Raw genomic sequence first — 25,334 nt, 5'->3', positions numbered from 1 at the left:
CCTTGACACGCACCAGCCGAGTAGATGAGGTAAGCCTAACCTTAGTCGATCGTCGGAGGTGCCGTGTTCGCCGTCAGTCCCTCCGGGCGACCGATCCCGCCGGGCAGGCCCGCCGACGTGCTGGCCAGGGCACGCCGGGTGCTCGGCGAGGTGCCCGAGCACGGCATCGGCGCGGACGCCGCGCTGGCCCGCGTCACGACCGTGCTCACCGAGGGCGGCATCGACCTGACCAGCCCGTTCGCCGCCGCCCACCTCCAACCGCCACCGCTGGCCATCGCCGTCACGGCGGACGCGCTGGCCGGCGCGGGCAACGCCTCCCTGGACACCTACGACTCCGGCCCCGCCGCCCTCGCCGTGGAGCGGTGGGTCGTCGCGGCCCTCGCCCGGCTGGCCGGGTTCGACGCCGACGCGGACGGTGTGTTCACCCCCGGCGGCACGCTGTCGAACCTGACCGCGCTGCTGCTGGCCCGGGACGCGGCGGCGGCCCGGCTCGGCCTGGACGTGCGGGCCGACGGGGTGGCCGGGCTGCCAGACCCGGCGGTGTTCTGCTCGGAGCTCGCCCACTTCTCGGTGGCGCGGGCGTGCGCGGCGCTGGGCCTCGGCGAGGACGCGGTGCGCACGGTGCCGGTGGACTCGCGCCGGCGGATGCGGCCCGACGCGCTGGCGGCGATGCTGCGCGCGGGCGGCACGCCGGTGGCCGTCGTGGCGACCGCGGGCACCACGGACTTCGGCTCGGTGGACCCGTTGCCGGAGCTGGCGGGGATCGCCCGCGAGCACGGCGCGTGGCTGCACGTGGACGCCGCCTACGGCTTCGGCGCGCTGTTCTCGGCGAAGCTGGCCGGGCTGGTGGACGGGCTGGCGCTGGCCGACTCGGTGACCGCCGACCTGCACAAGATCGGCTGGCAGCCCGCCGCGGCGAGCGTGCTGCTGGTGCGTTCGGCGTCGTTGTTCGGGCCGCTGGAGCGCTCGGTGGCCTACCTGAACCCGGAGGACGACCGGGCCGAGGGCTACGACGGCGCGCTCGGCCGGTCGTTGCAGACCACGCGCCGGCCGGACGCGGTGAAGGTGGCCGCGACGCTGCTCGCGCTGGGCCGCGCCGGGCTGGGCGCGCTGGTGGACCGGTGCCACGAGCTGGCCGGGCACGCCGCCGCGCTGATCGCCGCCGACCCGTCGTTCGAGCTGGTCGGCGGCGCGACGTTGACCACGGTGGTGTTCCGGTACCGGCCGGCCGACGAGGCGCTGGCCGACGAGGTGAACGCGCGGCTGCGGCGGGCGTTGCTGCGGGCCGGCGCGGCGCTGATCGGCCGCACCGAGGTGGACAAGGTGACGTGCCTGAAGTTGACCCTGCTCAACCCGAACGCCCGGGAGGCGGACCTGGTCGCGCTGCTGACCCTGGTCCGCGAGGCGGGTTCGGCCGCCGAACGACTGCTGGAGGGAGCGGCTTGACTCCTCTCCCACTTCAGGCGGGAGTACGCCGGGCTCACGCCCGACAGTTCCTGCTCCTGCTCCCTGGAGGGAGGTTGCGGCAGGTGCCTCGCCGACCGGCGCCGGGTCGGTCCCGCACCGTCTCCACAGGCGGACACCGCAGGCCCGGCGGCCGGGGTGTCGCGTGCCGCGTCGACGTCCCGGTCGTGGGTCGCGCCGCATCGGCACGTCCACTCCCGCACGTTCAGCGGCATCGAGGCGCCCGAAGCGAAGAAGTTCGTGAACGCGCTTCGCGGGTGCCGCGGGCACTGCCGCGACGGCACGCTGGAGACCTCGTCGAGGAAAGCCGACCCGTCGGCCCTCTTCCACCCGGTCGACGTCGCCGACGTCCCGGCGTAGCCCACGCGCCGTTCCCGCAGATTGGAGTCCGATGAGACCAGATCCGCTTGAGGGCGACCCCCGGTCGACCGCCGAGCACGCGCACTTGGAGGCGTTGCTGCGCTGTTGGGTGCGGGAGCGGCACGTGCCGGTGACCGACCGGGTGCGCATCGAGGTGCTCGGGGTGCCGTTGGAGGCGGACGTGCGGTACTGGTCCCCCACCGGGCGGCACCGGTTCGGGCCCGTGACGTTGGCGGGCAGGGCGGCGGATCCGGTGGTGGCGGTGGCGTTGGTCGGCGCCGAGTTGGGTGGTGAGACCGCGGACCTGGTGGAGCGCACGGCCGAGTCGGTGCGCCGGGTGGCGGAGTTCGTCGCCTACCGGCGGCGTGAGCCTGTCGGGCCGGCGGACCGGTTCCTGGACAGCGAGCAGCGGCTGATGCTCGGGCACCTCCACCACCCCGCGCCCAAGAGCCGGGACGGCCTGTCCGACGCCGACAACGCCCGGTACGCGCCGGAGCTGCGCGGGTCGTTCCCGCTGTTCTGGTTCTCGGCGGCGCGGGAGGTCGTGTCGCACGGCTCCGCGGCCGGTCCGGACGCGGTGACGCTGATGTCGACGCTGGCCGGGCGCAGCCCCGAGCCCGGCCGGGTGCTGGTGCCCGCGCACCCGTGGCAGGCGCACGACCTGCTGAGCAGGCCGCGGATCGCGTCGTTGATCTCGCGCGGGCTGCTGGAGCCGCTGGGCGAGTTCGGGCCCGCGTGGTCGCCGACCTCCAGCCTGCGCACGGTGTACCGGACCGGCGCGCCGGTGATGCTGAAGCTGTCGCTCGGCCTGCGGATCACGAACTCGCGGCGCGAGTCGACCTCCACCGAGCTGCGCCGCGGCTCGGAGGTGCACCTGCTGCTGGAGTCCGGCTACGCGGCCGGCACGGAGAAGGCGCACCCGGAGTTCAGCGTCGTGCGCGACCCGTCGTGGCTCGCGGTGGACGAGGGCGGCGACGTCACCGGGCTGGACGTGGCCGTCCGCGACGTGCCGGAGGGCCTCGGCGACTCGCGGTGCCTGGCCGGCATGGTCGCGCCGCGGCCGGGCATCGGGCGTTCCCTGCTGGGTGAGCTCGTGCTGCGGCTGGACGCGGCCGAGTGGGTCGCCGACTACACCGACCGCGTGCTGGTGCCGATGCTGCGGCTGTACGCGGAGACCGGCATCGGGCTGGAGGCGCACCAGCAGAACACGCTGGTGCGGCTGGACCCGGCGGGCCGGGTGGTCGGCGGGCGGTACCGGGACAACCAGGGCTACTACCTGGCGTCCTCGCACCTGCCGCGGGTGCTGGAGCGGCTGGGTGTCGAGGAGTCGACGCTGGCCGTGGTGGATGACGCGGTCGTGGACGACCGGCTCAGCTACTACCTGCTGCGCAACCAGGCGTTGGCGGTGATCGGCTGCATCGGGGTGGAGGGGCTGGCCGACGAACGCGACCTGCTCGGCGTGATGGCGGCACGGCTGGAGGCGGCGCTGCCCGCGCTGGCCGAGGCGGGCCCGGACGGCGACCGGCTGGCCCGGCGGTGGCTGGAGGCGGACGTGCTGCCGTGCAAGGCGAACCTGCTCACCCGGCTGGAGGGCATCGACGAGGTGCTCGCACCCCTGGACGCGCAGTCGGTGTACTTCGACGCGCCCAACCCGTTGCGGGAGGGCAGGTGCGCCCGGTGAGCCACCTCGACGCCTACCGGCCGACCGACGACCTGTCGGCCGTGCCCGGTCCCCCGCTGCCCGTGCTCGCGGGCGGCTGGCGGGCCCGCGCGGTCGACCCGGACACCCGCGACCTCGACCTGGTGCACCGCTGGATGCAGGCGCCGCACGTGGTCGCGTTCTGGCACCAGGCGTGGCCGCGCGAGCGGTGGGAGGAGGAGCTGCGGACGCAGCTGTCCGGGCGGCACTCGTTGCCGGTGCTGGTGAGCCGGGGCGAGGACCCGGTGATCTACCTGGAGGTGTACCGGGCGGCGCGGGACGTGGTCGCGCAGGTCTACCAGGCCCGGCCGCACGACCTCGGGCTGCACGTCGCCGTCGGCGAGCTGGCGATGACCGACCAGGGGCTGGTGCGCAAGCTGCTGCCGGAGGTGACGGCGGCGCTGTTCGACGCCGACCCGCGGTGCACCCGGGTGCTGCTGGAGCCGGACGTGCGCAACCGGCGGGCGATCGCGTCGTTCACCGCGGGCGGGTTCGCGCCGGTGGGCGAGGTGTTGTTGCCGGACAAGGTGGCCCTGCTGATGGTGCGCACGCGATGACGCACCACCGAGGGACGGTCACCGACGTGGTGGCGATCGGGTGCGGCCCGTTCAACCTGGGACTGGCCGCGTTGGCGTCCACTGTGGACGACCTGGACGTGGTGGTGCTGGAGGCGCGGCCGGAGCTGCGCTGGCACAGCGGGATGATGTTCGGCGACGCGGTGCTGCAGGTGAGCTTCCTGGCCGACCTGGTGACGTTGGTCGACCCGACGCACCCGCTGTCGTTCCTGGCCTACCTGCGTGACGCGGACCGGCTGTACCCGTTCTACGTGCGGGAGAGGTTCCACCCGACCCGGCGCGAGTACGAGGACTACCTGAGGTGGGCGGCGTCCCGCCTGCCGGTGCGGTTCTCGCACGCCGTGACGTCCGTGCGGTGGGAGGACGGCCGGTTCGCGGTGTCGGGGCCGGGGTTCTCGGTGGACGCGCGGCACCTGGTGCTCGGGGTGGGCACCACGCCGTCGGTGCCGCCCGCGTTGGCCGCGCTCGGCGATCGGCTGGTGCACGGCGCGGACTACCTGCACCGGCCGCCGTCCGCCGAGCGGGTGACCGTGGTGGGGTCCGGGCAGTCGGGCGCGGAGATCGTGCTCGACCTGCTGCGGCGCAACCTCGACGGCGGGCCGGCGGTGACGTGGCTGACCCGCACGCCTGTGTTCGCGCCGCTGGACTACACCAAGCTGGTGCTGGAGATGACCACGCCGTCGTACGTGCGGCACTTCCACTCGTTGCCGCAGGACCGGCGGGATGCGTTGCGCGCCGAGCACTGGCGGCACTACCGGGCGATCTCGGCGGAGACGCTGGAGCAGCTGCACGACCTGCTGTACCGGCGGGAGTGGGAGCACGGGCTCGCGCCGGTCGAGCTGCGGCCGGGCGTCGCGGTGGTGTCGTCCTCGATCGCCGGTTCCGAGGTGGTGCTGGAGTGCGCGCACCGGGACACCGGGCGGACGTTCCGGCACCGCACCGACCTCGTCGTGGCCGCCACCGGGTACGCGCAGGCCCCGACGCCGTTCCTGGAGCCCTTGGAGCCGTTCGTGCGGCGGGACGACCAGGGCCGGTACGTCGTGGCGCTGGACCACTCGATCGCGCTGGACCCGTCCGTGACCGGCCGGGTGTTCGTGGCGAACGCCGACCTGCACAGCCACGGCGTGGCCGCGCCCGACCTCGGCATCGGGGCGGTGCGCAACGCGACCATCGTCAACGCGGTGACCGGCCGCGAGGTCTACCCGCTGCCGGGGCACACCGCCTACACCAGCTTCAGCGCCCCGAGCGACGAGGGGCAACCGGGAGACGACGTTGACTGATCTGTGGCACGAGTGCTCGGCGGCGTTGCTGGCGAAGGCGATCGGCGAGCTGTGCTTCGAAGGGCTGCTGACCCCGTCCCCGACCGCGGCAGACGACCCGGCCGGCTACGAGCTGCGGTTCGCCGACGCGGTCTACGCGTTCTCGGCGACGCGGTCGGCGTTCGGCGGGTGGGTGGTGCGGCCGGGGTCGGTGCGCCGGGCGGCGTCCGGGATCCTCGGTGACGACGTGGTCGAGCCGTGCGACGACGTGCAGCTGTTCGTGGTGGACGCGTTCCGGCACCTGCGGGTCGACCCGGCGACGACCGCCGGTTTCCTGGCCGAGGTGACCGCGACCCTGGCCGCCGACGTGTCGCTGGCGTCGACCGCGCGGCCCGCGGCGGAGCTGGCGCCGTTGCCGCAGGCGGAGCTGGACGGGCACCTGACCGGGCACCCGTGGCTGATCGCGAACAAGGGGCGGGTCGGGTTCTCCGCGGACGACCTGGCGCGGCACAGCCCGGAGGCGCGCACGCCCGTGCGGCTGCCGTGGCTGGCCGTGCACCGGGGGCTGGCGGAGTTCCGCGGCACGTCGTCGCTGTCCGAGGAGGCGGTGCGGGCGCGGGAGCTCGACCCGATGACCGTCGAGCGGTTCACCGAGTCGTTGCAGGAGGCGGGGGTCGACCCGGCGGCCTACGTGTGGCTGCCCGTGCACCCGTGGCAGCTCGACCACGTCGTGCGGACGCTGTGGGCGCCGGAGCTGGCCACCGGCCGGATCGTGGAACTCGGCGAGGCCCCGGACTGGTACCTGCCGACCCAGGCGATCCGCACCATGTCCAACGTGGACTCGCCGACGCGGTACCAGGTCAAGCTGCCGCTGCGGGTGCTGAACACGTCGGTGTACCGGGGCATCCCGCCGCACTGCACGCTCGCCGCGCCGGTCGTCACGCAGTGGCTCGCCGGTCTGTGGGCGGCCGACAAGCTCATCGGCGAGTGGGGCACCGAACTGTTGGGCGAGGTCGCTTCGGTGACCGTCCGGCATCCGCGGCTGTCACGGGCGGGGGCAGTGCCGTACCAGTGGCTGGAGACGATGGGGTGCATCTGGCGCGCGCCCGTGGCGTTGCGGCCCGGTGAGCGCTCGTGGTCGTTGGCGGCCCTGCTGCACGTGGACCGCGCCGGTCGGCCGCTGGTGCTGGAGTACATCGGGGCCACCGACCCGGCGGTGTGGTTCGCCGCGCTGCTCCGCGCCCTGCTCCGGCCGCTGCTGCACGTGCTCTACACGTACGGCGTCACGTTCAACCCGCACGGCGAGAACGTCGTGGTGATCACGGACGGCGACCACGTGCCGGTGCGGGTGGCCCTGCTCGACCTGGTGGACGACGTGAACGTGTCCGTCGACCGCGTGCCGGCGCGTGGCCTGGAACCGGACGCGCACGACCCCGTGCTGCCGCGCAAGCCGTGGCCGATCCTGCGCCAGTACATCGTGGACGCCCTGCTGGTCGGCGTCTTCCGCCCGCTGTCCGCCCTGTTCCCCCTGCCCGAGGACCGCTTCTGGGGCATGGTGCGGGGCGAGGTCGACGCCTACCGCGACCACTTCCCCACCCTGGCCGGCCGGATGGACGAGGGCTCCCTGACCACGCCGGAGTTCCTCCGCTACCCGCTCAACGGCTACCGCGTCACCCTCGGCTACCAGGACCTGACCGCGCGCCCCCCGGTCCCGAGGACGGGCACCCTGCCGAACCCGCTGCACGACGCCGTCCCTGTCCCGCCGGCGGACGGCTGGTAACCCTGGCACTCGTCGTGGTGATCATCCCCCGTAAGGTCGGCGGGAGGAGGTCATGGGGGCGTGGTCGTCAACAGGCGCAGAACGGCGGAGCCGGAGATCTACCAGGCTGTCGCCCTGTTCCACAACGCGATTGTCGAAGGTGGGTCGGCATTTCTTCCCGGGCACGCGATCTGGACGCAGGAGAACTTCGAAGTCCTCCGTGAACGACTGGACCTGTACCGCTCGGACGGCGGTGACCACTTCACGGAGAGGTTGAGCGCTCGGCTCGGCGATGCGGGTTCCGGGCCGATCGGGTTGATGGCCGAACTACTGGCTATCCACCTGCTGGTGATCATGCCGAGTACGACAGGGGCGGACCGGAAGCGCAAATGGGTCGCCGAAGTCCGATCGTGGAGCAAGCAGGAGGAGCCTCCCTTGCCCGAAGTCGTCGATCGCGCGTTCGACCACGGGTTCCTCAACCCCGGCAGGCAGTACTCCGCTGGACGGATCGAGCAGTTGAGCTACCTCGTCGACTTCGGGTTGGACCTGGCGAGGGCGCCATCCTCACGACGTGCGCTGGTCATGAACGATCCGTGGCGGTTCAAAGACCTCGTCCACACCGCAGGATCACGTCCAGTCCACGCGTACAAACGTCCGATCTCGCCTGAACCGCAGCGGAATTCCTTGTTGCACCTGTTCCACCCGGACGTTTTCGAGGCGGTCGTGTCGACTACCGACAAGCGCCTGATCTTGTCGGCGTGGCCGGAGTTGCTCACCACCTCCAACGACGACGTGGACCTGCGCGTGGCACAGGTGAGGAGCGGTCTGACCAAGCGTTACTGGCCGGACTTCGACTTCTACGACGAGCGGATCCGGCCCCTGTGGAAGAGGAACGACGACGCCTGGAAGGAGTGGAACCTCTGGTTGACACGGGTCGCCGGGGCACGGAATCCGGCGTCCGAGCGGCGGGAGGTGCTGGAGCTGGCGTCGAGAGTCCGGGATGCCCGTGACGACCTGTGGGAAGGGAATCCCGCCTGGGCTCGCGGCCTGGTGGATGCGCTGGAGCACTCGCACAGCCGGGTGAGAGGCGCCGTCCGTTCGGACTTCGCACGGCGGGTGCGGTCAGGCCCGGTCGACATGGGACTTGCCCTGAGTCGGTTATGGGACGAATCCAGCGTCTTCGAGAACCGGGTCGAGCGGTTCGACGAGTCCGGACCACGGACGCGACGAGGCTACCCGCGCGCCGATCTGCCGCTGGTGGCTTTCCTGCTCGGAGGAACGGACCCCCGACGTTTCCCGCCATGTGACCAGCCGGCTTGGCGAAAAGCACTCGCGCTGACCGGTTCCGACGTGCCGGCCAACTCCGGGAGCGAGGTCTACTCGTACGACACGTACCTGGGCTGGTTGGACCAGGTCATCAAGACCACGCGCTCGCCTGTCCAGCCGCAGGACCGGCTCGACGCGTACCTGATGGCGTGGCACGTCGCGGTGGGCCCACCGCCGAAGCAGTGGCCGAACGAGTGGAAGATCGACTTCCTCAACTGGCGAGGGGATCCCGCAATGCTCGACGACCCGACATCCCTGGCCGAGAAGCTGAACCTCCCGACGCCGTTCCTCCAGGAGGTGGAAGAACTCTGGGAGGACAAGCTGCAACTCGTGTTCCACGGACCTCCGGGGACCGGGAAGACCTACATCGCACGAGCTCTGGCCGACCACGTCGCGGGCCGCAGCAGCAGGGTTGAGATGGTGCAGTTCCACCCGTCCTACAGTTACGAGGACTTCGTCGAGGGCTTCCGCCCCGCTGAGGACGGCGAGGGTTTCACGCTCAAGGACGGTGTGCTCAAACGCTTGGCGCGGCGCGCCCGCGACGACGCGGCCAACACCTACGTGCTGATCATCGACGAGCTGAACCGCGGCAACGTGGCGAAGATCTTCGGCGAGCTGTACTTCCTCCTGGAGTACCGCGACCGCCCGATCCGGTTGCAGTACTCCGAATCGGCCTTCACGCTGCCCAAGAACCTGCGGGTGATCGCCACCATGAACACCGCCGACCGCTCGATCTCACTGATGGACGCGGCTCTGCGCCGACGTTTCTACTTCATCGAGCTGTCACCGGGAGCACAGCCGATCGATGGGCTCCTGGCCCGGTGGCTGGAAGCCAACGCACCCACCATGACATGGGTGGCGGACGTGGTGGACCGGGCGAATCGGCTGCTCGAATCGCACGAGCGGGCGATCGGTCCCAGCTTCTTCATGCGGAACGACCTCGACGAGAAGTGGGTGGCCCGGATCTGGAAGCACACCGTCCTGCCCTACCTGGGAGAGGTCGTCGACGACCGTGAGCTCGATCGCTTCCGGCTCGAGAACCTCCATGCGTTCGATTGAGCTGCGCGAGCACGAAGGAGTCGAGGTTGCGGGGCTCGGCGCGGAAGACGTCGACGCCCTGCTGGCCGCGCTTCCGTCGGCGCGCGCTCAACACAGGGGTGGATCGACCTGGGAAGTGACCGCCGGTCAGGAGGTCGGGTACCTCCGCGTCGGGAGCCACGACGTCCACATCAGGCCCAAGGTCGACCTGCGCACGTTGCTCTTCCTGCTGTCGTGGACCACCGACCGGGTGCAGTGGCGGGACGACCGAGTCTCGGTGGCCTACACGGAGAACGCGGTGGACGTCATGGCCCACCTGCTGGCGGACGCCGCGCTGCGTGCGACCCACCGGGGCGTGTTGCAGGGGTACGAACACCGGGAGGAGGCGCTCGCCGTCGTGCGCGGAAGATGGCGGGTGGCGGACCAGATCCGCGCCCGCCAGGGCAGGTTCGTCCCGACCGAGGTCACGTACGACGACTACACCGAGGACATCCCCGAGAACCGGATCGTCGTCACGGCCCTGCGCCACGTGCGTCGCACTGTTCCGGACGCCGCGTCCGGGCGGCACGTCGGGAAGGCGTTGGCGCGATTCGCCGGCGATATCGGCTCGCTCCCGAAACACGAGTGGTCGGCTCCGCCGCCGGTGGAGTGGCAGCCGCTCAACGGCCACTACCGCAGCGCTGTGGAACTGGCCGGCCTGGTGCTGATGAACTCCTCCATCACCCACCGCGCCGGCCCCGTCAGGACGCACGGCGTCTTGGTGGGCATGAACGACCTCTTCGAGCGTTTCGTCCGGCGGGTGCTGCGGGAGTCGCTGGGCGGCGACGTGCGGAAGCCGCGGCTGCGCCCGTACGCCCTGGACCTCGAAGGGACGATCGGCTTGGAGCCCGACGTCGTGTGGTCGCAGGACCGCAGGGCCGTCCTCGTAGCCGACGCGAAGTACAAGGCGCTGGACAAGCGCGCGACCCGGGAAGACCTGTTCCAGATGCTCGCCTACTGCACCGGGCTGGACGTGCCGAGAGGACTCCTGGTCTACGCGACGCCGGGAGGACCTGCGCGGCACCGAATCGTGGACCGCCGGACCACCATCTCGGTCACCGGGGTAGACCTGACCGGCTCGCCCGACGACATCATGGCGAGCATGCGGGTGGTGGCGGAGGAGGCACGGGCTCTGGTCACCCCGTCCGGTATCCCCGGCCGGACGGGGCGACCGGAGGACTAGAGGCGGGCCAGGGTCAGGTAGGCCAGGCCGAATTCGGTCCGGTAGCCCTTGAGCCAGCCGTCGCGGTGGTCGTCGACGATCGCGCGGACCTCGGCGGCCTTCGGGTCGTCCGGGTGCTCCAGCAGCCAGAGTTCCCGGGACGCACACCAGCGGGACTCGAAGCTGTCCCACTCGTCCCGGTTGGCGGTGGTGAGCGAGAGCAGGCGGTAACCGCAGGCCATCGCCAGGTCGACCAGTTCGGCGAGGGTGCCGAACTCGTCCTCGCCGAAGATCTCGAGCGCTTTCGGGCTGGGTGTCGTCTCCCAGAAGCCGTCGCCCAGAAGCAGCCTGCCGCCGGGGCGGGTGCGCGCGTGCATGGCCTCCAGGGTGGCCTTCGTGCCGCCCCAGGCGTGCGACGCGCCGATCGAGATGGTCACGTCCGCGGGCTCGGCGGCCCAGCCGGTGACGTCGGCCAGGTCCAGCGTGACGCGGGAGGTCAGGCCCCTGGCCTCGACGTTCGCCTGGCCGCGGGTGATGGCGTAGTCGTCGCTGTCGACCCCGAGCCCGGTCGCGGCAGGCTGGTGCTCGACCGCGCGCAACAGCAGCTCCGCCCAGCCGCAGCCGTAGTCGACGACCGTGTCCCCCGGGCGGAGGTGGAAGCTGTTGATCAGGTCGTACGCCTTCGCGTCGGAGAGCGGGGTGTTGAAGTCGAGCAGGGCGTGGCCGTTCAGCGGTGCGTCTGTCACGGGGCACACCGTGTCAGAACGCGGCCGGATCGGAAATGGATTTACTCCTGGCCCCGGACGACCTTGCGCAGCTTCGGCAGGCGTTCGGCGAGCACGCGCTCCGCCCCCCTGCCCGTCGGCTGGTAGTAGTCCCGCCCGACCAGGTCGTCCGGCGCGTACTGCTGGGTCAGCACGCCCTCCGGCACGTCGTGCGGGTACCGGTAGCCTTGGGCGTTGCCGAGCTTCGCCGCGCCCGCGTAGTGGCCGTCGCGCAGGTGCGCGGGCACCGACCCGACCGCGCCCTTGCGCACGTCGGACATGGCCTCGCCGATCGCGGTCGTGACGGCGTTCGACTTGGGCGCGGTGGCCAGGTGGATGGTGGCCTGGGCCAGGTTCAGCGCGCACTCCGGCAACCCGATCAGCTGCACGGCCTGCGCCGCCGCCACGCACGTCTGCAACGCGGTCGGGTCGGCCATGCCGACGTCCTCGCTGGCGTGGATGACCAGCCGCCGGGCGATGAACCTCGGGTCCTCGCCCGCCTCGATCATCCGGGCCAGGTAGTGCAGCGCCGCGTCCACGTCCGAACCGCGGATCGACTTGATGAACGCGCTGGTCACGTCGTAGTGCTGGTCGCCCTGCCGGTCGTAGCGCACGGCCGCCTTGTCGACCGTCGCCTCCAACGTCGGCAGGTCGAGCACGCCGCCCGGACCGACCGAGTCGGCGGCGGCTTCGAGCGCGGTGAGCGCGCGCCGGGCGTCACCGCCGGCCAGCCGGACCAGGTGGTCCTCGGCGTCCTGCTCGACGGTGACCGCGCCGCCGAGGCCGCGTTCGTCCTCGACCGCGCGCTTGACCAGCACGCGCACCGCGTCGTCGGTCAACGGCCGCAGCTGCAGCACCAGCGAGCGGGACAGCAGGGGCGACACGACGGAGAAGAACGGGTTCTCCGTCGTCGCCGCGACCAGCAGCACGATCCGGTCCTCGACCGCGCCGAGCAGCGCGTCCTGCTGGGTCTTGGAGAACCGGTGCACCTCGTCGATGAACAGCACGGTCGACTCGCCGGCGCGGACCAGGCGGCGGCGCGCCTCCTCGATGACCGCGCGCACCTCCTTCACACCGGCCGACAGCGCCGACAGCGCGGCGAACCGCCGGCCGGTGGCCTGGGAGACGAGCGTGGCCAGCGTGGTCTTGCCGGTGCCGGGTGGGCCGTAGAGCATGATCGAGGCGGGCGACGAGCCCTCCACCAGCCTGCGCAGCGGCGCGCCCGGCCCGAGCAGGTGGTCCTGTCCGACCACCTCGTCCAGGGTGCGCGGACGCATCCGCACGGCCAGCGGCGCGTTGGCCGCGATGCGCGCGGCCTTCTCCTCCGGGTCGACGCCGAACAACCCGTCGTCGAACAGCCCTTCGTTCACGTGTTCGACTGTAGCTTCCCCGTGCACAGCCGCTGTCCGAGCGTGCAACGGAGGTTCCGCCGCAGGTCGCGGGCCGTGCAGGGTGACGGCATGAGCACGCTGAGTCCGGAGCGGATCGCCCGGCACGCGCACGACGCGGGATTCCGCGGGCAGGACCTGACGATCGCGGTGGCGGTCGCGCTGGCCGAGTCCGGCGGCGACCCGCGGGCGCACAACTCCACCCCGCCGGACAACTCCTACGGGCTGTGGCAGATCAACATGCTGGGTGGGTTGGGGCCCGCGCGGCGGCGCGAGTTCGGGCTGGAGTCGAACCGGGAGCTGTTCGACCCGGCGGAGAACGCCCGTGCGGCGAAGAAGGTCGCCGGGGACGGCGGGTGGACGCCGTGGACCACCTACACGAGCGGCGCGTACAAGCGTCACCTGGACGAGGCGCGGCGGGGCGTCGAGGCCATGAAGCGCGGCGGGTCCGGCGGAGGTGGTGGCGGGTCCCGCGGCGGCTCGGGCGGTGGCGGCGGGTTCTCGGTCGACCTGGGCGTGCTGCGCGACTACGCGCGGCGGACGCGGAACTCGGCCGACGACCTCACCGCGATCGGCCGGCGGCAGGTGCGCGAGGTGCGGGAGATCGCCGACGACAGCTTCGGGCGCATCGGCAAGCAGTCCGGGTTCGCCGACGCGTTGGACAACTTCGGCGCGGCGCTGCGCAAGCAGGTCAAGGCGGTCGCGCACAACACCGACGCGCTGGCCACGTCCGCCGGCCGTGCCGCCCGCGCGTACCAGGACCAGGAGGACGACATCGCCGGTTCGCTGCGCGGCAAGGTCGTCGGCGGCGGGGTCCGCGGCGGAGTCAGCGGCGGAGGGGAAGGGTAGTGGACACGCGGGAGATGGCCCGGCACTTCGCCGAGAGCATGATCGGCCACCGGAACTCGTTGGCGGGCAAGGCCGAGGACGCGGTGAAGGTCCAGTACGCGCTGCACCAGACCGCGTCCGGCCTCACCGACCAGCACGAGGACCAGCGCAAGGCGTCGAAGACGGTGCTGGAGCACTGGAAGGGCGGCAACTCCGAGGGCTTCGAGAAGCGCTCGAACCGGCTGGGCAGGCAGTTGCGGGTCACCGCCGACGCCGCCCGTGACGCGGAGAAGATCGTCGCCGGCGTCACGAGCGCGTTGACGACCGGGCACACGCGGGCGCGGCAGGCCGTGGACGAGTACCTCGACCAGGCGGCACGGCTGCTGGACGCGGGCAAGGCCGTCGGCACGCAGGCCGCGCTGCTCAAGGCCGTGGCGCAGGCGGCGGACCTGGAACCCAAGTACACCAAGGAGACCGCCGCCGCCGTCCGGCACGTGCGGGGCGAGTTGGAGGACGCCGCGCGCAAGCTGCGGGCGTTGGAGAAGGAGGTCGAGCACGACGGCGTCGCGGACGGCCGGGCCGAGCGCACCCGCGGCTCGACCAAGCCGTCCGGCGCCCGTGCCCGCGGCCGTTCGCGGACGATCATCTCGGCCGCACGGCGTGAGCTGGGCACCCGGGAGAACCCGCCGGGCAGCAACCGCAACCCGTACGGGCCGACGGCGCCTTGGTGCGCGTCGTTCACCACGGCGATGTGGCGCAAGGCCGGGGTGGACATCCCGATCCTGCCGTTCACCGGCGACGTGTTCCGGTGGGGGCAGCGGCACGGCAAGGCGTACACGTCGTTGAGCGCGGTGAAGCCGGGTGACGTGCTGCTGTTCGGGAGCGGGCCGAGCAGCCCGGCGACCAGCACGCACATCGGGATCGTGGAGAAGGTGTCCGGCGGGACGGTGACGCTGATCGAGGGCAACTCGGGCGACAGCGTGCGGCGCAACACGCACCGGCTGAGCTCGGCGACGTTCTACGGAGGGGTGCACCCGTGATCACGGGGAACGCGCACGACCCGGACACCGGGATCGCGGTGGAGGTCGGTCCCGGCGGCGGGTTGCTCGACCTGGCGTTGGACTCGCGGTCGTTGCGGCTGGGGCAGTCGGGGTTGGCGCGGGCGATCCTGGCGTTGGTCGACACGGCGACGGCGCGGGCGAACGCGCGGGCCCGGCACGTGGTCGGCGACGAGGTGTCGGCGTTGGGGCTGGACGTGCGGGCGAAGCTGGTGGAGTCGGTCGAGGACACGACTCCCGAGACGTGGCGGGTGTGATGGGGCTCGGTGAGCGGTTGGACGCCGTGCGGCGGGAGGCTTCGGCGTCGGGCGTGACGGTGGTGGTCGACCTGCACGGGAAGCTGGTGGACCTGTCGTTCGCACGGGAGGCGTTGACCCTGCGTCCCGCCGCGTTGGCAGGTCTGGTCCGTCAGCTGGCCGACGAAGCCGCCGCGGCGGCCGTGGCCGAGGGCATGTCGATCGTCGCCGACGTCGTCCCGCCGGACCTGCTCACGTCCTGAGCGTTGAATTCAGGGCACCTGAACGGAGGACTCTCGCGACGCGAACGGAGGACTCTCGCGAGAGTCCTCCGTCCAGGGGGCGAGAGTCCTCCCTTCGGAGGGCCTGAGTTCAACGCTCAGGACAGCAGGGCGGTCAGGTGGCGGGTCAGCCACGGTGTGTCGGCGGGCGAGAGGTGGACCCACTCGGTCTGGTGGGACTCCTCGGTGGTCAGGGCGTAGCGGCCGGCGGCGGTTTCGGTCCAGCTCAGGACGCGGGAACGGCCGCGTGGGCCGGTGGCCGCCAGTTGTCCGGTCGACTTGCGCGGCGAGTCGACCAGCGTGGTGATCGACCTGGTGGCGCGGCCGGTGATGTCGGCCTGGGCCAGGGCGCGTTCCAGCGCGGTGTGGCCGGCCTGGGCGTAGGCGTCCATCGCGGCGGCGAACACGGACCTGGGCATCCGCACCTGCTCGCCGGGACCCGCCGGCGCGTCGCCGATGACGCGCGTGATCGCGGACGCCAGGTCGGTGATCGGCTCCAGCGCCACCTCGCGGTCGTTCAGCACGGCCAGCACGCCGCGCCTGCCCCGGGCCGTGGCCAGCACCCGCCACGGGTACGGGCGGAACACCAGCGCGTCCACCGAGACCTCGCCGTGCGCGAGCAGGGTGAACAGGTCCTCCAGCTCCGGCGAGACGTCCACGCCGTCGGCCAGCCCCGCCTCGGTCAACGTGCGGAGCACCTCGGCGCCGAGGGCGTCCCGGTCGTCCATCGTCTCGCCGTGCGACGGCACCTCGAGGGGGTAGGGCGGCTCACCCGTGCCCAAGTCCTCCCACAGGAGGTCGAACTCCAGGTGGGACAGGACGACCGCGGTCGCCGAACGTCGCGCCATGGGGCCAGAAGGTAGCGGTCGGCGGCGGCTTTCGCGGCCGGTTGGGCAACACCGGTGGCTACGCTGCTCGACGTGGACGTCGCCGGCGGGTTCCTGACTGTGCGGGCTTCCGGCGCGGCGGCGGCCAAAGCCGCGCTCAGCGGGGGTGCGGCCACCCCGGAGCACATCCAGCTGGTGGTCGGCTGCACGGTCTCGGGCGGCGTGCCCGGCAACGGCGCCGCACTTCGGTTTCCCGATTGCGCGTTGCACGTCCTGCCGGACGTGGTGATGCTGACCGTGGCCGAGGCACGGCTCACCGTCGGCTTCGGCGAGCTCAAACCGCTGATGTTCCAGCCGGTCCCGGTCGACGCCGCGCTGCACACCGTGTTCTCCGGCGCGGTGGCCCACGTGCTCGCCGCCGCGCACGCCCTCGACCCGCACGGCCTGTCCCACCACCTGCTCGGCTTGGCCGAGCTCGTGCTGCGCAGCGCGCTGCGGGCCGAACTGGAGCGCGTGGACTCCCTGGTCGCACGGCGGCGCGAAGCGTTGGAGTACATGCGCGAACACCTGTCGGACCCGGCCCTGAGCGCGGACCGGGTCGCCGAGGCGCTGTTCATCTCCCGCCGCCGCCTCTACCAGCTCTTCGACGACGGGCAGGGAGTGTCCGAGCGCATCCGCGGCCTGCGGATCGACCGGGCCAAGGCGTTGCTCGCCGACCCGGCGAAGGCGGCGCGCGGCATCGGCGAGATCGCCAAGGACTGCGGTTTCGTCAGCGCCGCGCACTTCTCCCGGACGTTCCGCCAGGTGGTCGGCCGGACCCCGAGCGAGTTCCGTAACCGCTGAACTCCACGCCCGAGACGAACCGGCCCGCGATGCCCGCCACCTCCAGCCAACCGCGCCCGGTCGGCGAGTGCAGCGTGAACACCGCGATCCGCGGGTGGTCCGGGTCGCTCACGACGACCTGCAGCTGCGCGCCCGGCCCGGCCACCGGGATGCGCTCCACGATCACCACCGGGTAGCCGGTCGCCGTCTCGCCGCGGGTGACCTCGCGGATCGACGGGCCGTCGAGGTGGAAGCCGAGCTCGCCGGGGTCGGCCGGCCGGTCGACCGCCACCACGCCCGCCATCAGCAGCGCGGGGTCCGCGTCGCGGTGCTCGACCACGGCCAGCAGGCCGGCGCCGTGCTGGTGCGCCAGCTCCGCGGCCTGCGTGGCGGACACCTCCAGTCCGGGGTCACGGCTGCCTTTGAGCCTTCGCAGCACGGCTAACAGCTCCGCCGCGGTGCGTTCGGGGGTGCCGAGTGCCACCGGGGTCACCCCCGGCACGGGAGCGAGTCTCACCCCAGGCCCGCCCGGAACGCCGCCGCCGCGCCCCTGGTGGACGCGGGCCGAGGTGGGCCGAGCAGCACGGACGCCAGCTCGGCGGTGAGGGACGAGAAGCTCGTCAACGTGTCCGCGATGACCGTCGACGGCTCCTCGGCGCGCAGCCGTTCGGCGACCCGCCTGGCCTCCGCGCGGTGGTCGCGCTCCAGCAGCCGGGCCTCCTCCAGCACGTCGTCCAGCTGACGGCGCAGCTCGTCGTGCCGCGCCACGGCCCGGTCGTGCGCCTCGCCGTCGGCGGTGGTGAAGGACGCCATCGCGCCGGTCCGGTCGAGCTCGTCGGACGCCTCGGCGAGCGCGCGCCGCAACCCGAGCGCGCGCCGGTCCAGCTCCTCGGCCCGCCGCTGGTTGCCCAGCAGCGTGGTGGCCCAGCCGTCGAGCACCTCGGCCGCTGCCCGCATCGCGCGCCGCACCGCCGTCAGCTCCGACACCACCGCCTCCAACCGCGTCCTGAACCCGTCCGCCGCCGCGCCCGTCCACGGTCCCGGTGGCGAGCCCGGGGCCGTGAGGGGGATCGAGAACCGCTCGCTCGCCGCCGCCACCGCGCCCGCGTGGCCCGGCGCGGGATCGAAACCCAGACCCCGGTAGTCAGTCATGGCGCAGCTCGTCGGCCTGCCGATAGGTCTCACCCGCCGCGCGCAACGCGTCCGCCACGACGTCCAGCTCCACGCCGCGCAGCACGCCCACCCACTCGGCCGCCAACCGGTCGACCGCCTCCGTGACGCCTTCCGGCCCGAGGTCGCCCGACGGCTGCTCCAGCGTGGCCGCGGCGGCCCGCACGTCGTCGGCCACCTCGTCCAACCGGCCCGCGAACGCGGCCAACGCGTCCGGCTCGACCTGGTAGCCGCCGCTCATTCGCCGAGCACCGGCGGGAACGCGGGCGGCAGGTCGTCGAGCAGGTCGAGGCCCGCGTCGTAGCGGTTGCGGTGCTCGCCGTCCTCCTCGCGGTTGCCCGGCGCCATCGGCGGGTACATGCCGAAGCCCTGCGGGCCGCCCGCGCCGACGACCGGTCCGACGCCACCCCGGGCCGCCGCACCGCCCGGCACCGCGCCGAGCACGCCGGACGCGCCGCCCGAACCGAAGCCGCCCTGACCGCCGGCGACGGCCGCGCCGCCGCCGGGACCGTGGCCGAACGAGCCGCCGCCACCCGGACCGAAGCCGGACTGCGAACCGAAGCCACCCGGGCCGCCGTAGCCGCTGCCCGGGCCGGGCGCACTCGCGGCGGCGACGGAGGTGGTGCCCTCGCCGGGCTGGAGAGGCGCGGGCACAGCGGGCCTCTCGTGGGCCGGCGGCGACGCGATCCACGGCGGCGGCGACGGCGGCCGGTGGTCCGGCAGCGGCTGGGGCGCGCTCGGCTGGGTCCCGGCCGGCTGGGTCACCACCGGAGCCTCGTCGAACACCGGCAGCTCACGGCCGATGCCGTGGCTGGCCGCCTCGTACTGCTCCATCACCCGGACCGCCCGGTCCATGGCCTCCTGCTGCTCGCGCTTGTCCGGCAGGTGGTCGTCCAGCAGCTGCTTGAGCATGTACGCGCCCTGCGGCCCGTCGAGCGTGGTCACGTCGTACCCGGCGCGGAACCACTTCTCGGCGTCGGGGTGCACCGGCTCGGGGATCGCCCGGGCCGCCTCCTGCACCGCCGAGGTGTAGCCGTCGAGGCCTTCGCCGACCTGGGACGCGCGCTCCGAGGACTGCGCGGCCCACTTCGTCAGCTCCGACACCGACGACGCCGCCGCCACCGCCGACGGACCGCGCCACGACAGCACGAGGCTCTGCACGATCTTCTGCACGTCCGCGGTCGCCTGGTCGATGTCGGCGGCCAGCCGCTGCCACTCGTACGTGCGCGTGGCCATCTGCGCGGCGTCGGCCGACTTCACCATGTCCCAGAGCTGCCGGTGCGTGTACGCCCGCCAGTTGATCTTGCCGAAGTTCTCCGGCTGCCGGTTGGCCCGGCGCTGCCGCACCCGCTTCTCGTTCCGCCGGCGGGTGGCCGGCGAGTGGTCGTGGAAGTCCGACCAGTACCCGCCCTTGCGCTCGCGCTCGTTCACCGCAGCCGCTCCAAGTCCTGCCGCACCTGGTCGTCCTGTGCCCGCTGGGTCTTGCCGACCTGTTCCAGCGCGTCGCGCAGCAGCGCCAGCTCCCGCACGTACGACCGCAGCGCCGTGCGCACGCCGCCGCCGACGTCGCCACCGCGCAGGCCGAACGCCCGGCGCATGTTCAGCGCGACCGGGCCCTTGCCGTCGCCGAGCGGCTGGTCCATCTCGCGGTCCGCGCGGGCCAGCAGCTCGGTCAGCACGCCGTGCAGCCGTTCCAGGTCGGACACCGCCGTGGTGAAGGAGGCCAGGTCCAGCTCGATGAAGTCGCCGCCCTCGGCCACCACGCCGGCCGCGCCCGCGCCGTTCGGCCCGGCCACCACCGGCACCGCGACCGCGCCCGACCCGCGCTGCTCGTCGCGCAGCTCTTCGCGCATCCGCCTGGCGTCCTCGACGCCGCGCACCCTGACCACCATGGCCCACATCGTGGTGTGCCCGCGCGCGGGTGACCAGAGCGGGTGCACAGCGGGAGCAGCGGCGGTGCACGATCGGACAAGCCCGCCACCCGGGCCGGGTCCCGACCGGCCGCGCGCGATGCGGCAGAGCGGCCATGCGAACCGGCCCCCGGACCGGGCACGACCCGACAGGACGACCGCGTGATCCGACCCCGCCGGCGGTGCGCGACCCGGGTGGGAGCTGTGCGAAAATCGTCCCCCGTGCCGTCACCTGCCGTTCACGCGCGCGCCGTGTTGCTCGCCGGCCCTTCCGGTTCGGGCAAGTCCACCCTCGCCGACCACCTCGGCCTCCCCGTGCTGCGGCTCGACGACTACTACCGCGAGGGCGACGACCCGCTGCTGCCCCGTGACGAGACCGGCCGCGCGGACTGGGACGCCGAGGGCTCCTGGAACACCGCCGACGCCCTGGCCGCCGTGGTCGAACTCGCCACCACCGGCACCGTCGAGGCCCCCGTCTACGCGCTCGGCGAGGACCGGCGGGTCGGCTGCCGCACGGTGACCGCACCCGGCCTGTTCATCGCCGAGGGCCTGTTCGCCGACCGGCTGGTGGCGGGCTGCCGCGAGGCCGGCGTGCTGGCCGACGCCATCGTGCTCGCACCGAACGCGCTGGTGACGTTCGCCCGCCGGTTCGCCCGTGACGTGGCCGAGGCGCGCAAGCCGGTGCCGCTCCTGGCCCGCCGCGGCCTGCGCCTGCTGCGCGAGCACTCCGGCGTGGTGCGCCGGTGCGTGGACGCGGGCATGCGCCCGGTCCGCCCCCACCACGTGCGGCTCGCCACGATCGGGGGCATGGCGCCCGCGTCGGTGTAGCCCGGACGTGCCGGGGGTACTGCTGCCGGCATGGCTGAGTACGAGCACGAGCAGACGATCCCGGTCGACGCGCGGGTGGTGTTCGACCTGGCCCGGGACGTGTCCGCGATGGAGGCGTGGCTGCCCGACGGGCTGCAGGTGGAGCCGAGCGGCCCGGAGCGGGTCACCGGGCGCGTGTCGATGGGCGACGAGATCGACGAGGCCGAGGGCTACCTGGCCGCGGACGCCGAGCAGCGCCGGCTGGAGTGGGGCGACCTGGAGGGCGGCGGCTACTCGGGGTGGCTCCAGGTGGACGACGAGGGCCCGGGCCGCAGCCGCGTGGTGCTGCACCTGGACGTCGGCGGCGAGCACCAGGCGGCGGTCGGCGGCGAGGCGCACGAGATCACCGACGAGCACCTCGTCCAGGCGCTGAGCCGGCTCGCAGCGCTGGCGACACAGAGCGTCACGTGACTGTTTTCACTGATCATCGAGTTTGAACGCGGAAAAGCGACACCTAGTGTGAACGCCGTTCACCTGGGCACGTCCGCACGTCGAGGCCCCGGATCACTTCGAGGGAGCTTCGATGTTCCGCGCTTTGCGGAGCCGCAACTACCGCCGTTGGGCGTTCGCCGACCTGATCTCGGTGACCGGCTCGTGGATGCAGTTGATCGGTCTCAACTGGGTCGTGCTCGACCGCACCGGCTCGGCCACCTCGGTCGGCCTCTCGGTGCTGCTGGGCACCCTGCCGTCGGTGCTGCTCGGCCCGTGGGCCGGCTCGCTGGCGGACCGGCTGCCGGTGCGCCGGATCATCCTCGCCTGCCAGGCCCTGCACGCCGTGCTGGCCGCCGTGCTCGCGCTCGTGGTGTGGCAGGGCGCGCCGATCACGGTGGTGTTCGCGCTGACGTTCGCTGCCGGCCTGGTGTCGGTGTTCGACCTGCCCGCGCTCGGCCGGTTCGGCGCGCAGGTGGTGCCCCGGGAAGACCTGGGCAACGCGGTCGCGCTCGGCTCGGTGCTCAGCTCGACCGGCCGGATCCTGGGGATGAGCAGCGCCGCGGTGCTGGCCGCCGCGCTCGGCTCGCCCGCCCTGTTCCTGATCAACTCGGTGAGCTTCCTGGCCGTCATGGGCGCGGTGCTGACCATCCGCCGCGCCGAGCTGCACCCCTTGGCGGCGAGCCCGGCCAACGGCGTCGGCGTGGCCGCCGGCCTGCGGTACGTCGCGGCCAGCGGACGACTGCTCCTGCTGTTCGCGCTCGGCTTCACGCTGTCCAGCCTCGGCCGCAACTACCAGGTCACGATGGCCGCGATGAGCCCCGACGCGACCGTCTACGGCCTGCTGTCGACGGTGTTCGCGATCGGCACCGTGGTGGGCGGGCTGGCCGCCGCGGCGCGCAGGACGCTGACCGTGCGGCTGCTGCTGGTGGTCGCCTGCGCGACGAGCCTGCTCCAGGTGGCCGGCGGCCTGGTGCCGGGCATGCTCGGCTTCGCCATCGTGCTGCTGCCCATCGCCGCGGGCGCGGTCGTCATCGACACGACCATGAGCACCCGCATCCAGCTGGACACGGCGGACGGGATGCGCGGCAGGCTGCTCGCGGTCAACTCGGCCGTCGGCGCGGCGGCGGGCGCCGTGGGCGCGCCCCTGCTCGGCTGGTTGTGCGAACGGATCGGCGCGCCGGAGACCCTGGTGCTCGCGGGCGTGCTGACCCTGATGGCGACGGTGTTCGCGGCCTCCGTGCTGGCCGCGCCGCCGCACCGCCGGACCGCGTTGGCGCACCGCGTGCTGCGCAGGCCGCACCAGCCCGCGCCGCCCGCCGGTCACCCGCACGGCCCAGTGCGCCCGGCGAAACGTCCGAGGCGGCGTACGGGCGTCCGGGTGTAGGCGGACGCGTCCGCAAGGCGGCACGCGCTGCGCCGCTGAGATGCACTGCGTAATCGCCCATTCACAGATGAGGTACGCACGGTTACAGTCATGTCCTGTTCCTGGGAGCGCTCCCAGAACCTCAACGAGGAGGTGAACGACGTGACGGCCCGACGATGGATCGCGCTGGCCTCGGCCGGTGTGGCAGGCCTGCTGATCGCGACGCTCGTGAACGTGATCAGCCCGACCGCGGCGTCCGCGCACGGCGCCATGATGACGCCCGGCAGCCGGACTTTCATGTGCTGGAAGGACGGCCTGTCGCCGCAGGGCGACATCCGACCGCAGAACCCGGCCTGCGCCGCCGCGGTGTCCTCCGGCGGCACGAACGCGCTCTACAACTGGTTCGGCGTGCTGCGGTCCGACGGCGCGGGTCGCACCAGCGGCTTCATCCCCGACGGCAAGCTGTGCAGCGGCGGCAACCCGACGTTCTCCGGGTTCGACATCGCGCGCAACGACTACCCGGTGACCCACCTCACCGCCGGCGCGAGCTTCAACTTCACCTACAACAAGTGGGCCGCGCACCCCGGCACGTTCCACCTGTACGTCACGAAGGACAGCTGGAGCCCGACCCGGCCGCTGGCGTGGAGCGACCTGGAGAGCACGCCGTTCCACAGCGTCACCAACCCGCCGAACAGCGGCGCAGTGGGCACCGTCGACGGCAAGTACTACTGGAACGCGAACCTGCCCTCCGGGAAGTCCGGCCGCCACATCATCTACTCGGTGTGGACCCGCTCGGACAGCACGGAGACGTTCTACAACTGCTCCGACGTCGTGTTCGACGGTGGCAACGGCCAGGAGACCGGCGTCGGCAACGGTGGCGGCACGACCACCACCACGACGACGACCACCACCACCACCACGACCCCGACGTCGACCACCACCACGACGCCGAACAACCCGGGCGACCCGAACTGCATGGCGATCTACAAGATCACCAGCGCCTGGTCGGGCGGCTTCCAGGCGGAGGTCGAGCTCATGAACCACAGCAAGAGCGCGTACAACGGCTGGACCGCCACCTGGACGTGGGGCGGCAACCAGGCCATCAACAGCCTGTGGAGCGGCGTCAAGTCCGGCTCCGGCTCGCAGGTGATCGTCAAGAACGCGGCGTGGAACGGCACGGTGGCACCGGAGGCATCGGTGAAGTTCGGCTTCACCGCCAACTACTCCGGCGCCAACTCGCTGCCCACGGTGACCTGCACCAGCCCCTGACCCCCCGGTCGGGCTGATCCACGGGTCAATCCAGGCGGAACCCGAACGGGAGCTCCAGCCGGTGCCGGGCGAGCAGCCCGGTGTCGGCCAGGAGCTCCCGCGTCGGTCCGTCGGCCACCACGACGCCGCCGTCGATCAACACGCTGCGCGGGCACAGCTGCAAGGCGTAGGGCAGGTCGTGGGTGACCATGAGCATGGTGCGGTCCAACCCCAGCAACACCTCGGCCAGCTCTCGGCGCGCCACCGGCTCCAGGTTCGCCGAGGGCTCGTCGAGCACCAGCAGCTCGGGGTCGCAGGCCAGCACGGTGGCCAGCGCGACGCGGCGGCGCTGCCCGCCGGACAGGTGCAGCGGCGACCGGTCGGCGAACGCCTCCATGCCGACGGCGGCCAACGCGCGCTCCACGCGCTCGTCGAGCTCCGCGCCGCGCAGCCCGAAGTTCGCCGGGCCGAACGCCACGTCCTGGCGCGCGGTGGGCAGGAACAGCTGGTCGTCGGGGTCCTGGAAGACCACGCCGACGCGGCGGCGGATCTCCTTGAGGTGCGCCTTCTCCACCGGCAGCCCGGCCACCTCGACCCGGCCGGAACCACCCCCCAGCACGCCGTTGAGGTGCAGGACGAACGTCGTCTTGCCCGCGCCGTTCGGCCCGAGCACGGCCACGCGCTCACCGCGTTCGACCCGCAGGTTCACCCCGTAGAGGGCCTGGTGACCGTCCGGGTACGCGTACGCCAGCTTCTCCACCACGAGCGCGGGCGCGGACCGCCGCGGCTCGACGGAGACCGCTTCGCCGACGCCGCTCCCGCCCGCCCCGTCGGGCATCCGGCCCGTCCAGCCGCGCGACACCATCGCCAGGTGCACCCTCTCGCCGCGTTCGTAGGACCGGATGAACAGGCTGCCGATGCCGCGCGCGGTCGCGCCGAGCTGCCAGAGGAACCTCGGGTCGTCGCCGCGGGAGATCCGGGCCACGCGCATCCGCTTGGCCTCGCCCACGATCACCTCGGCGTACCGCAGCATCAGCGTCGCGATGGTGATCAGCACCGCCGGCATCCGCAGCCGCTGCAAGCCGAGCAGCAGGTCCTGCGGCGCGGTGGTGGCGGCGAGGGTCAACGACGTCAGCAGCCCGAGCGTGCCCTTGACCAGGATGTTCCACCCGGCCAACGCGCCCTCCGCCGACACCGGCAGGCCCAGCACGTCCACCCGCTCGCCGCCGCCGGTGAACGGCAGCAGCACGGCCAGCAGCACGAACGGCACCTCGATCACCGACCGCGCGGCGAACCACCGCACCGGCACGCGGGCCACCGCCCAGACCGCCGTGAGCAAGAGCAGGTAGACCCCGAACGCCCAGAACGCCTCGCGCGGCGTGGCCACCACGCACAGCACCGCCACCACCGCGGCGACGATCTTCACCTGCGGCGCGAGGCGGTGCACCGGCGAGTCGCC

General features: G+C 72.8%; 26 protein-coding genes and 1 pseudogene. 17 read left to right on the top strand and 10 right to left on the bottom strand.

Annotated elements, in window-relative coordinates; translation table 11 throughout:
* Positions 1-63 precede the first annotated feature (63 nt).
* The 8 genes from AB0H12_RS28150 to AB0H12_RS28115 all read left to right on the top strand — a co-directional run bounded on the left by AB0H12_RS28150 (position 64) and on the right by AB0H12_RS28115 (position 10,702).
* A complete protein-coding gene (locus AB0H12_RS28150) occupies positions 64-1,446 on the top strand; it encodes a pyridoxal phosphate-dependent decarboxylase family protein (RefSeq protein ID WP_499626788.1) in 1,383 nt (460 codons plus the stop codon).
* Positions 1,447-1,602: 156 nt separating this feature from the next.
* Positions 1,603-1,824 (top strand): hypothetical protein, encoded by a 222-nt coding sequence (locus AB0H12_RS28145; RefSeq protein ID WP_499626786.1) that lies wholly within the window; start codon positions 1,603-1,605, stop codon positions 1,822-1,824.
* A gap of 31 nt (positions 1,825-1,855) precedes the next feature.
* The gene (locus tag AB0H12_RS28140) at positions 1,856-3,505 is read left to right on the top strand and encodes an IucA/IucC family protein (RefSeq protein WP_499626784.1); all 1,650 of its coding nucleotides are present in this window, start codon (positions 1,856-1,858) and stop codon (positions 3,503-3,505) included.
* On the top strand, positions 3,502-4,080 hold the full coding sequence (locus AB0H12_RS28135; protein ID WP_499626782.1) for a GNAT family N-acetyltransferase: 579 nt from the start codon (positions 3,502-3,504) through the stop codon (positions 4,078-4,080). Before AB0H12_RS28140 ends, AB0H12_RS28135 begins: the two co-directional genes overlap by 4 nt.
* Positions 4,077-5,378 carry a lysine N(6)-hydroxylase/L-ornithine N(5)-oxygenase family protein gene (locus AB0H12_RS28130; RefSeq protein ID WP_499626781.1) on the top strand — a complete coding sequence of 434 codons (1,302 nt, stop codon included), beginning with the start codon at positions 4,077-4,079 and terminating at the stop codon, positions 5,376-5,378. The genes AB0H12_RS28135 and AB0H12_RS28130 overlap by 4 nt, the downstream gene beginning before the upstream one ends.
* Positions 5,371-7,137, top strand: coding sequence for an IucA/IucC family protein (locus tag AB0H12_RS28125; protein ID WP_499626779.1), 1,767 nt, complete (start codon positions 5,371-5,373; stop codon positions 7,135-7,137). Before AB0H12_RS28130 ends, AB0H12_RS28125 begins: the two co-directional genes overlap by 8 nt.
* 297 nt (positions 7,138-7,434) lie before the next feature.
* Entirely contained in the window at positions 7,435-9,501 is a 2,067-nt protein-coding gene (locus tag AB0H12_RS28120) for an AAA family ATPase (protein WP_499626777.1), read from the top strand.
* 115 nt (positions 9,502-9,616) lie between these two features.
* Complete coding sequence (locus AB0H12_RS28115) at positions 9,617-10,702, top strand: McrC family protein (protein WP_499626774.1); 1,086 nt, start codon at positions 9,617-9,619, stop codon at positions 10,700-10,702.
* Here AB0H12_RS28115 and AB0H12_RS28110 read toward each other — a convergent pair.
* Both AB0H12_RS28110 and AB0H12_RS28105 read right to left on the bottom strand, forming a co-directional pair.
* Positions 10,699-11,427 carry an SAM-dependent methyltransferase gene (locus tag AB0H12_RS28110; protein ID WP_499626772.1) on the bottom strand — a complete coding sequence of 243 codons (729 nt, stop codon included), beginning with the start codon at positions 11,425-11,427 and terminating at the stop codon, positions 10,699-10,701. The two genes, AB0H12_RS28115 and AB0H12_RS28110, sit on opposite strands and share 4 nt — an antisense overlap.
* Positions 11,428-11,468: 41 nt before the next feature.
* Positions 11,469-12,803, bottom strand: a complete 1,335-nt coding sequence (locus AB0H12_RS28105; protein WP_499626955.1) for a replication-associated recombination protein A — start codon at positions 12,801-12,803, stop codon at positions 11,469-11,471.
* 102 nt (positions 12,804-12,905) lie between these two features.
* Between AB0H12_RS28105 and AB0H12_RS28100 the strand changes: the two genes are divergently transcribed.
* The 4 genes from AB0H12_RS28100 to AB0H12_RS28085 are packed head-to-tail and all read left to right on the top strand — an operon-like array spanning position 12,906 to position 15,218.
* Positions 12,906-13,682 carry a type VII secretion target gene (locus tag AB0H12_RS28100; RefSeq protein WP_499626770.1) on the top strand — a complete coding sequence of 259 codons (777 nt, stop codon included), beginning with the start codon at positions 12,906-12,908 and terminating at the stop codon, positions 13,680-13,682.
* On the top strand, positions 13,682-14,701 hold the full coding sequence (locus AB0H12_RS28095) for a CHAP domain-containing protein (RefSeq protein ID WP_499626768.1): 1,020 nt from the start codon (positions 13,682-13,684) through the stop codon (positions 14,699-14,701). Before AB0H12_RS28100 ends, AB0H12_RS28095 begins: the two co-directional genes overlap by 1 nt.
* Complete coding sequence (locus AB0H12_RS28090; protein ID WP_499626766.1) at positions 14,698-14,976, top strand: YbaB/EbfC family DNA-binding protein; 279 nt, start codon at positions 14,698-14,700, stop codon at positions 14,974-14,976. Before AB0H12_RS28095 ends, AB0H12_RS28090 begins: the two co-directional genes overlap by 4 nt.
* Positions 14,964-15,218 (top strand): hypothetical protein, encoded by a 255-nt coding sequence (locus AB0H12_RS28085; protein WP_499626764.1) that lies wholly within the window; start codon positions 14,964-14,966, stop codon positions 15,216-15,218. Before AB0H12_RS28090 ends, AB0H12_RS28085 begins: the two co-directional genes overlap by 13 nt.
* Positions 15,219-15,334: 116 nt before the next feature.
* Here AB0H12_RS28085 and AB0H12_RS28080 read toward each other — a convergent pair whose 3' ends face one another.
* Positions 15,335-16,084 carry an ESX secretion-associated protein EspG gene (locus AB0H12_RS28080; protein ID WP_499626762.1) on the bottom strand — a complete coding sequence of 250 codons (750 nt, stop codon included), beginning with the start codon at positions 16,082-16,084 and terminating at the stop codon, positions 15,335-15,337.
* 54 nt (positions 16,085-16,138) lie between these two features.
* Here AB0H12_RS28080 and AB0H12_RS28075 point away from each other — a divergent pair, with 54 nt between their 5' ends.
* Positions 16,139-16,906, top strand: a complete 768-nt coding sequence (locus AB0H12_RS28075) for a helix-turn-helix transcriptional regulator (protein ID WP_499626760.1) — start codon at positions 16,139-16,141, stop codon at positions 16,904-16,906.
* On the opposite strand, the gene AB0H12_RS28070 is transcribed toward AB0H12_RS28075, so the two are convergent.
* Genes AB0H12_RS28070 through AB0H12_RS28050 form a run of 5 tightly spaced genes read right to left on the bottom strand, consistent with a single transcriptional unit; the run spans position 16,833 to position 19,947 of the window.
* Positions 16,833-17,369, bottom strand: a complete 537-nt coding sequence (locus AB0H12_RS28070) for a hypothetical protein (protein WP_499626758.1) — start codon at positions 17,367-17,369, stop codon at positions 16,833-16,835. The two genes, AB0H12_RS28075 and AB0H12_RS28070, sit on opposite strands and share 74 nt — an antisense overlap.
* 29 nt (positions 17,370-17,398) lie before the next feature.
* Complete coding sequence (locus tag AB0H12_RS28065) at positions 17,399-18,037, bottom strand: hypothetical protein (protein WP_230569236.1); 639 nt, start codon at positions 18,035-18,037, stop codon at positions 17,399-17,401.
* The gene (locus AB0H12_RS28060) at positions 18,030-18,296 is read right to left on the bottom strand and encodes a DUF6317 family protein (RefSeq protein WP_499626756.1); all 267 of its coding nucleotides are present in this window, start codon (positions 18,294-18,296) and stop codon (positions 18,030-18,032) included. Before AB0H12_RS28060 ends, AB0H12_RS28065 begins: the two co-directional genes overlap by 8 nt.
* Entirely contained in the window at positions 18,293-19,486 is a 1,194-nt protein-coding gene (locus tag AB0H12_RS28055; protein WP_499626755.1) for a PPE domain-containing protein, read from the bottom strand. Before AB0H12_RS28055 ends, AB0H12_RS28060 begins: the two co-directional genes overlap by 4 nt.
* Positions 19,483-19,947: a hypothetical protein gene (locus AB0H12_RS28050; RefSeq protein WP_499626754.1), complete on the bottom strand. Its 465-nt coding sequence runs from the start codon at positions 19,945-19,947 to the stop codon at positions 19,483-19,485. Before AB0H12_RS28050 ends, AB0H12_RS28055 begins: the two co-directional genes overlap by 4 nt.
* A 240-nt stretch (positions 19,948-20,187) precedes the next feature.
* Between AB0H12_RS28050 and AB0H12_RS28045 the strand changes: the two genes are divergently transcribed.
* From AB0H12_RS28045 to AB0H12_RS28030, 4 genes are all read left to right on the top strand, one after another.
* The gene (locus AB0H12_RS28045) at positions 20,188-20,793 is read left to right on the top strand and encodes a uridine kinase family protein (RefSeq protein WP_499626752.1); all 606 of its coding nucleotides are present in this window, start codon (positions 20,188-20,190) and stop codon (positions 20,791-20,793) included.
* A 30-nt stretch (positions 20,794-20,823) separates the two neighbouring features.
* On the top strand, positions 20,824-21,243 hold the full coding sequence (locus tag AB0H12_RS28040) for an SRPBCC family protein (protein WP_499626750.1): 420 nt from the start codon (positions 20,824-20,826) through the stop codon (positions 21,241-21,243).
* A gap of 112 nt (positions 21,244-21,355) precedes the next feature.
* The gene (locus tag AB0H12_RS28035; protein ID WP_499626748.1) at positions 21,356-22,648 is read left to right on the top strand and encodes an MFS transporter; all 1,293 of its coding nucleotides are present in this window, start codon (positions 21,356-21,358) and stop codon (positions 22,646-22,648) included.
* Positions 22,649-22,738: 90 nt separating this feature from the next.
* On the top strand, positions 22,739-23,896 hold the full coding sequence (locus tag AB0H12_RS28030; RefSeq protein WP_499626746.1) for a lytic polysaccharide monooxygenase: 1,158 nt from the start codon (positions 22,739-22,741) through the stop codon (positions 23,894-23,896).
* Between the two features lie 25 nt (positions 23,897-23,921).
* Here AB0H12_RS28030 and AB0H12_RS28025 read toward each other — a convergent pair whose 3' ends face one another.
* On the bottom strand, positions 23,922-24,713 hold the full coding sequence (locus AB0H12_RS28025; protein WP_499626953.1) for an energy-coupling factor ABC transporter ATP-binding protein: 792 nt from the start codon (positions 24,711-24,713) through the stop codon (positions 23,922-23,924).
* A gap of 15 nt (positions 24,714-24,728) precedes the next feature.
* A pseudogene (gene cbiQ, locus AB0H12_RS28020) lies at positions 24,729-25,322 on the bottom strand (cobalt ECF transporter T component CbiQ); the annotation flags it as partial.
* Positions 25,323-25,334 lie beyond the last annotated feature (12 nt).

Source organism: Actinosynnema sp. NPDC023794, from assembly GCF_040639675.1.
GTDB lineage: Bacteria > Actinomycetota > Actinomycetes > Mycobacteriales > Pseudonocardiaceae > Actinosynnema > Actinosynnema luteola.
Note: the sequence above shows the minus strand (reverse complement) of the source record. Positions and strands in the feature narration are given on the sequence as shown.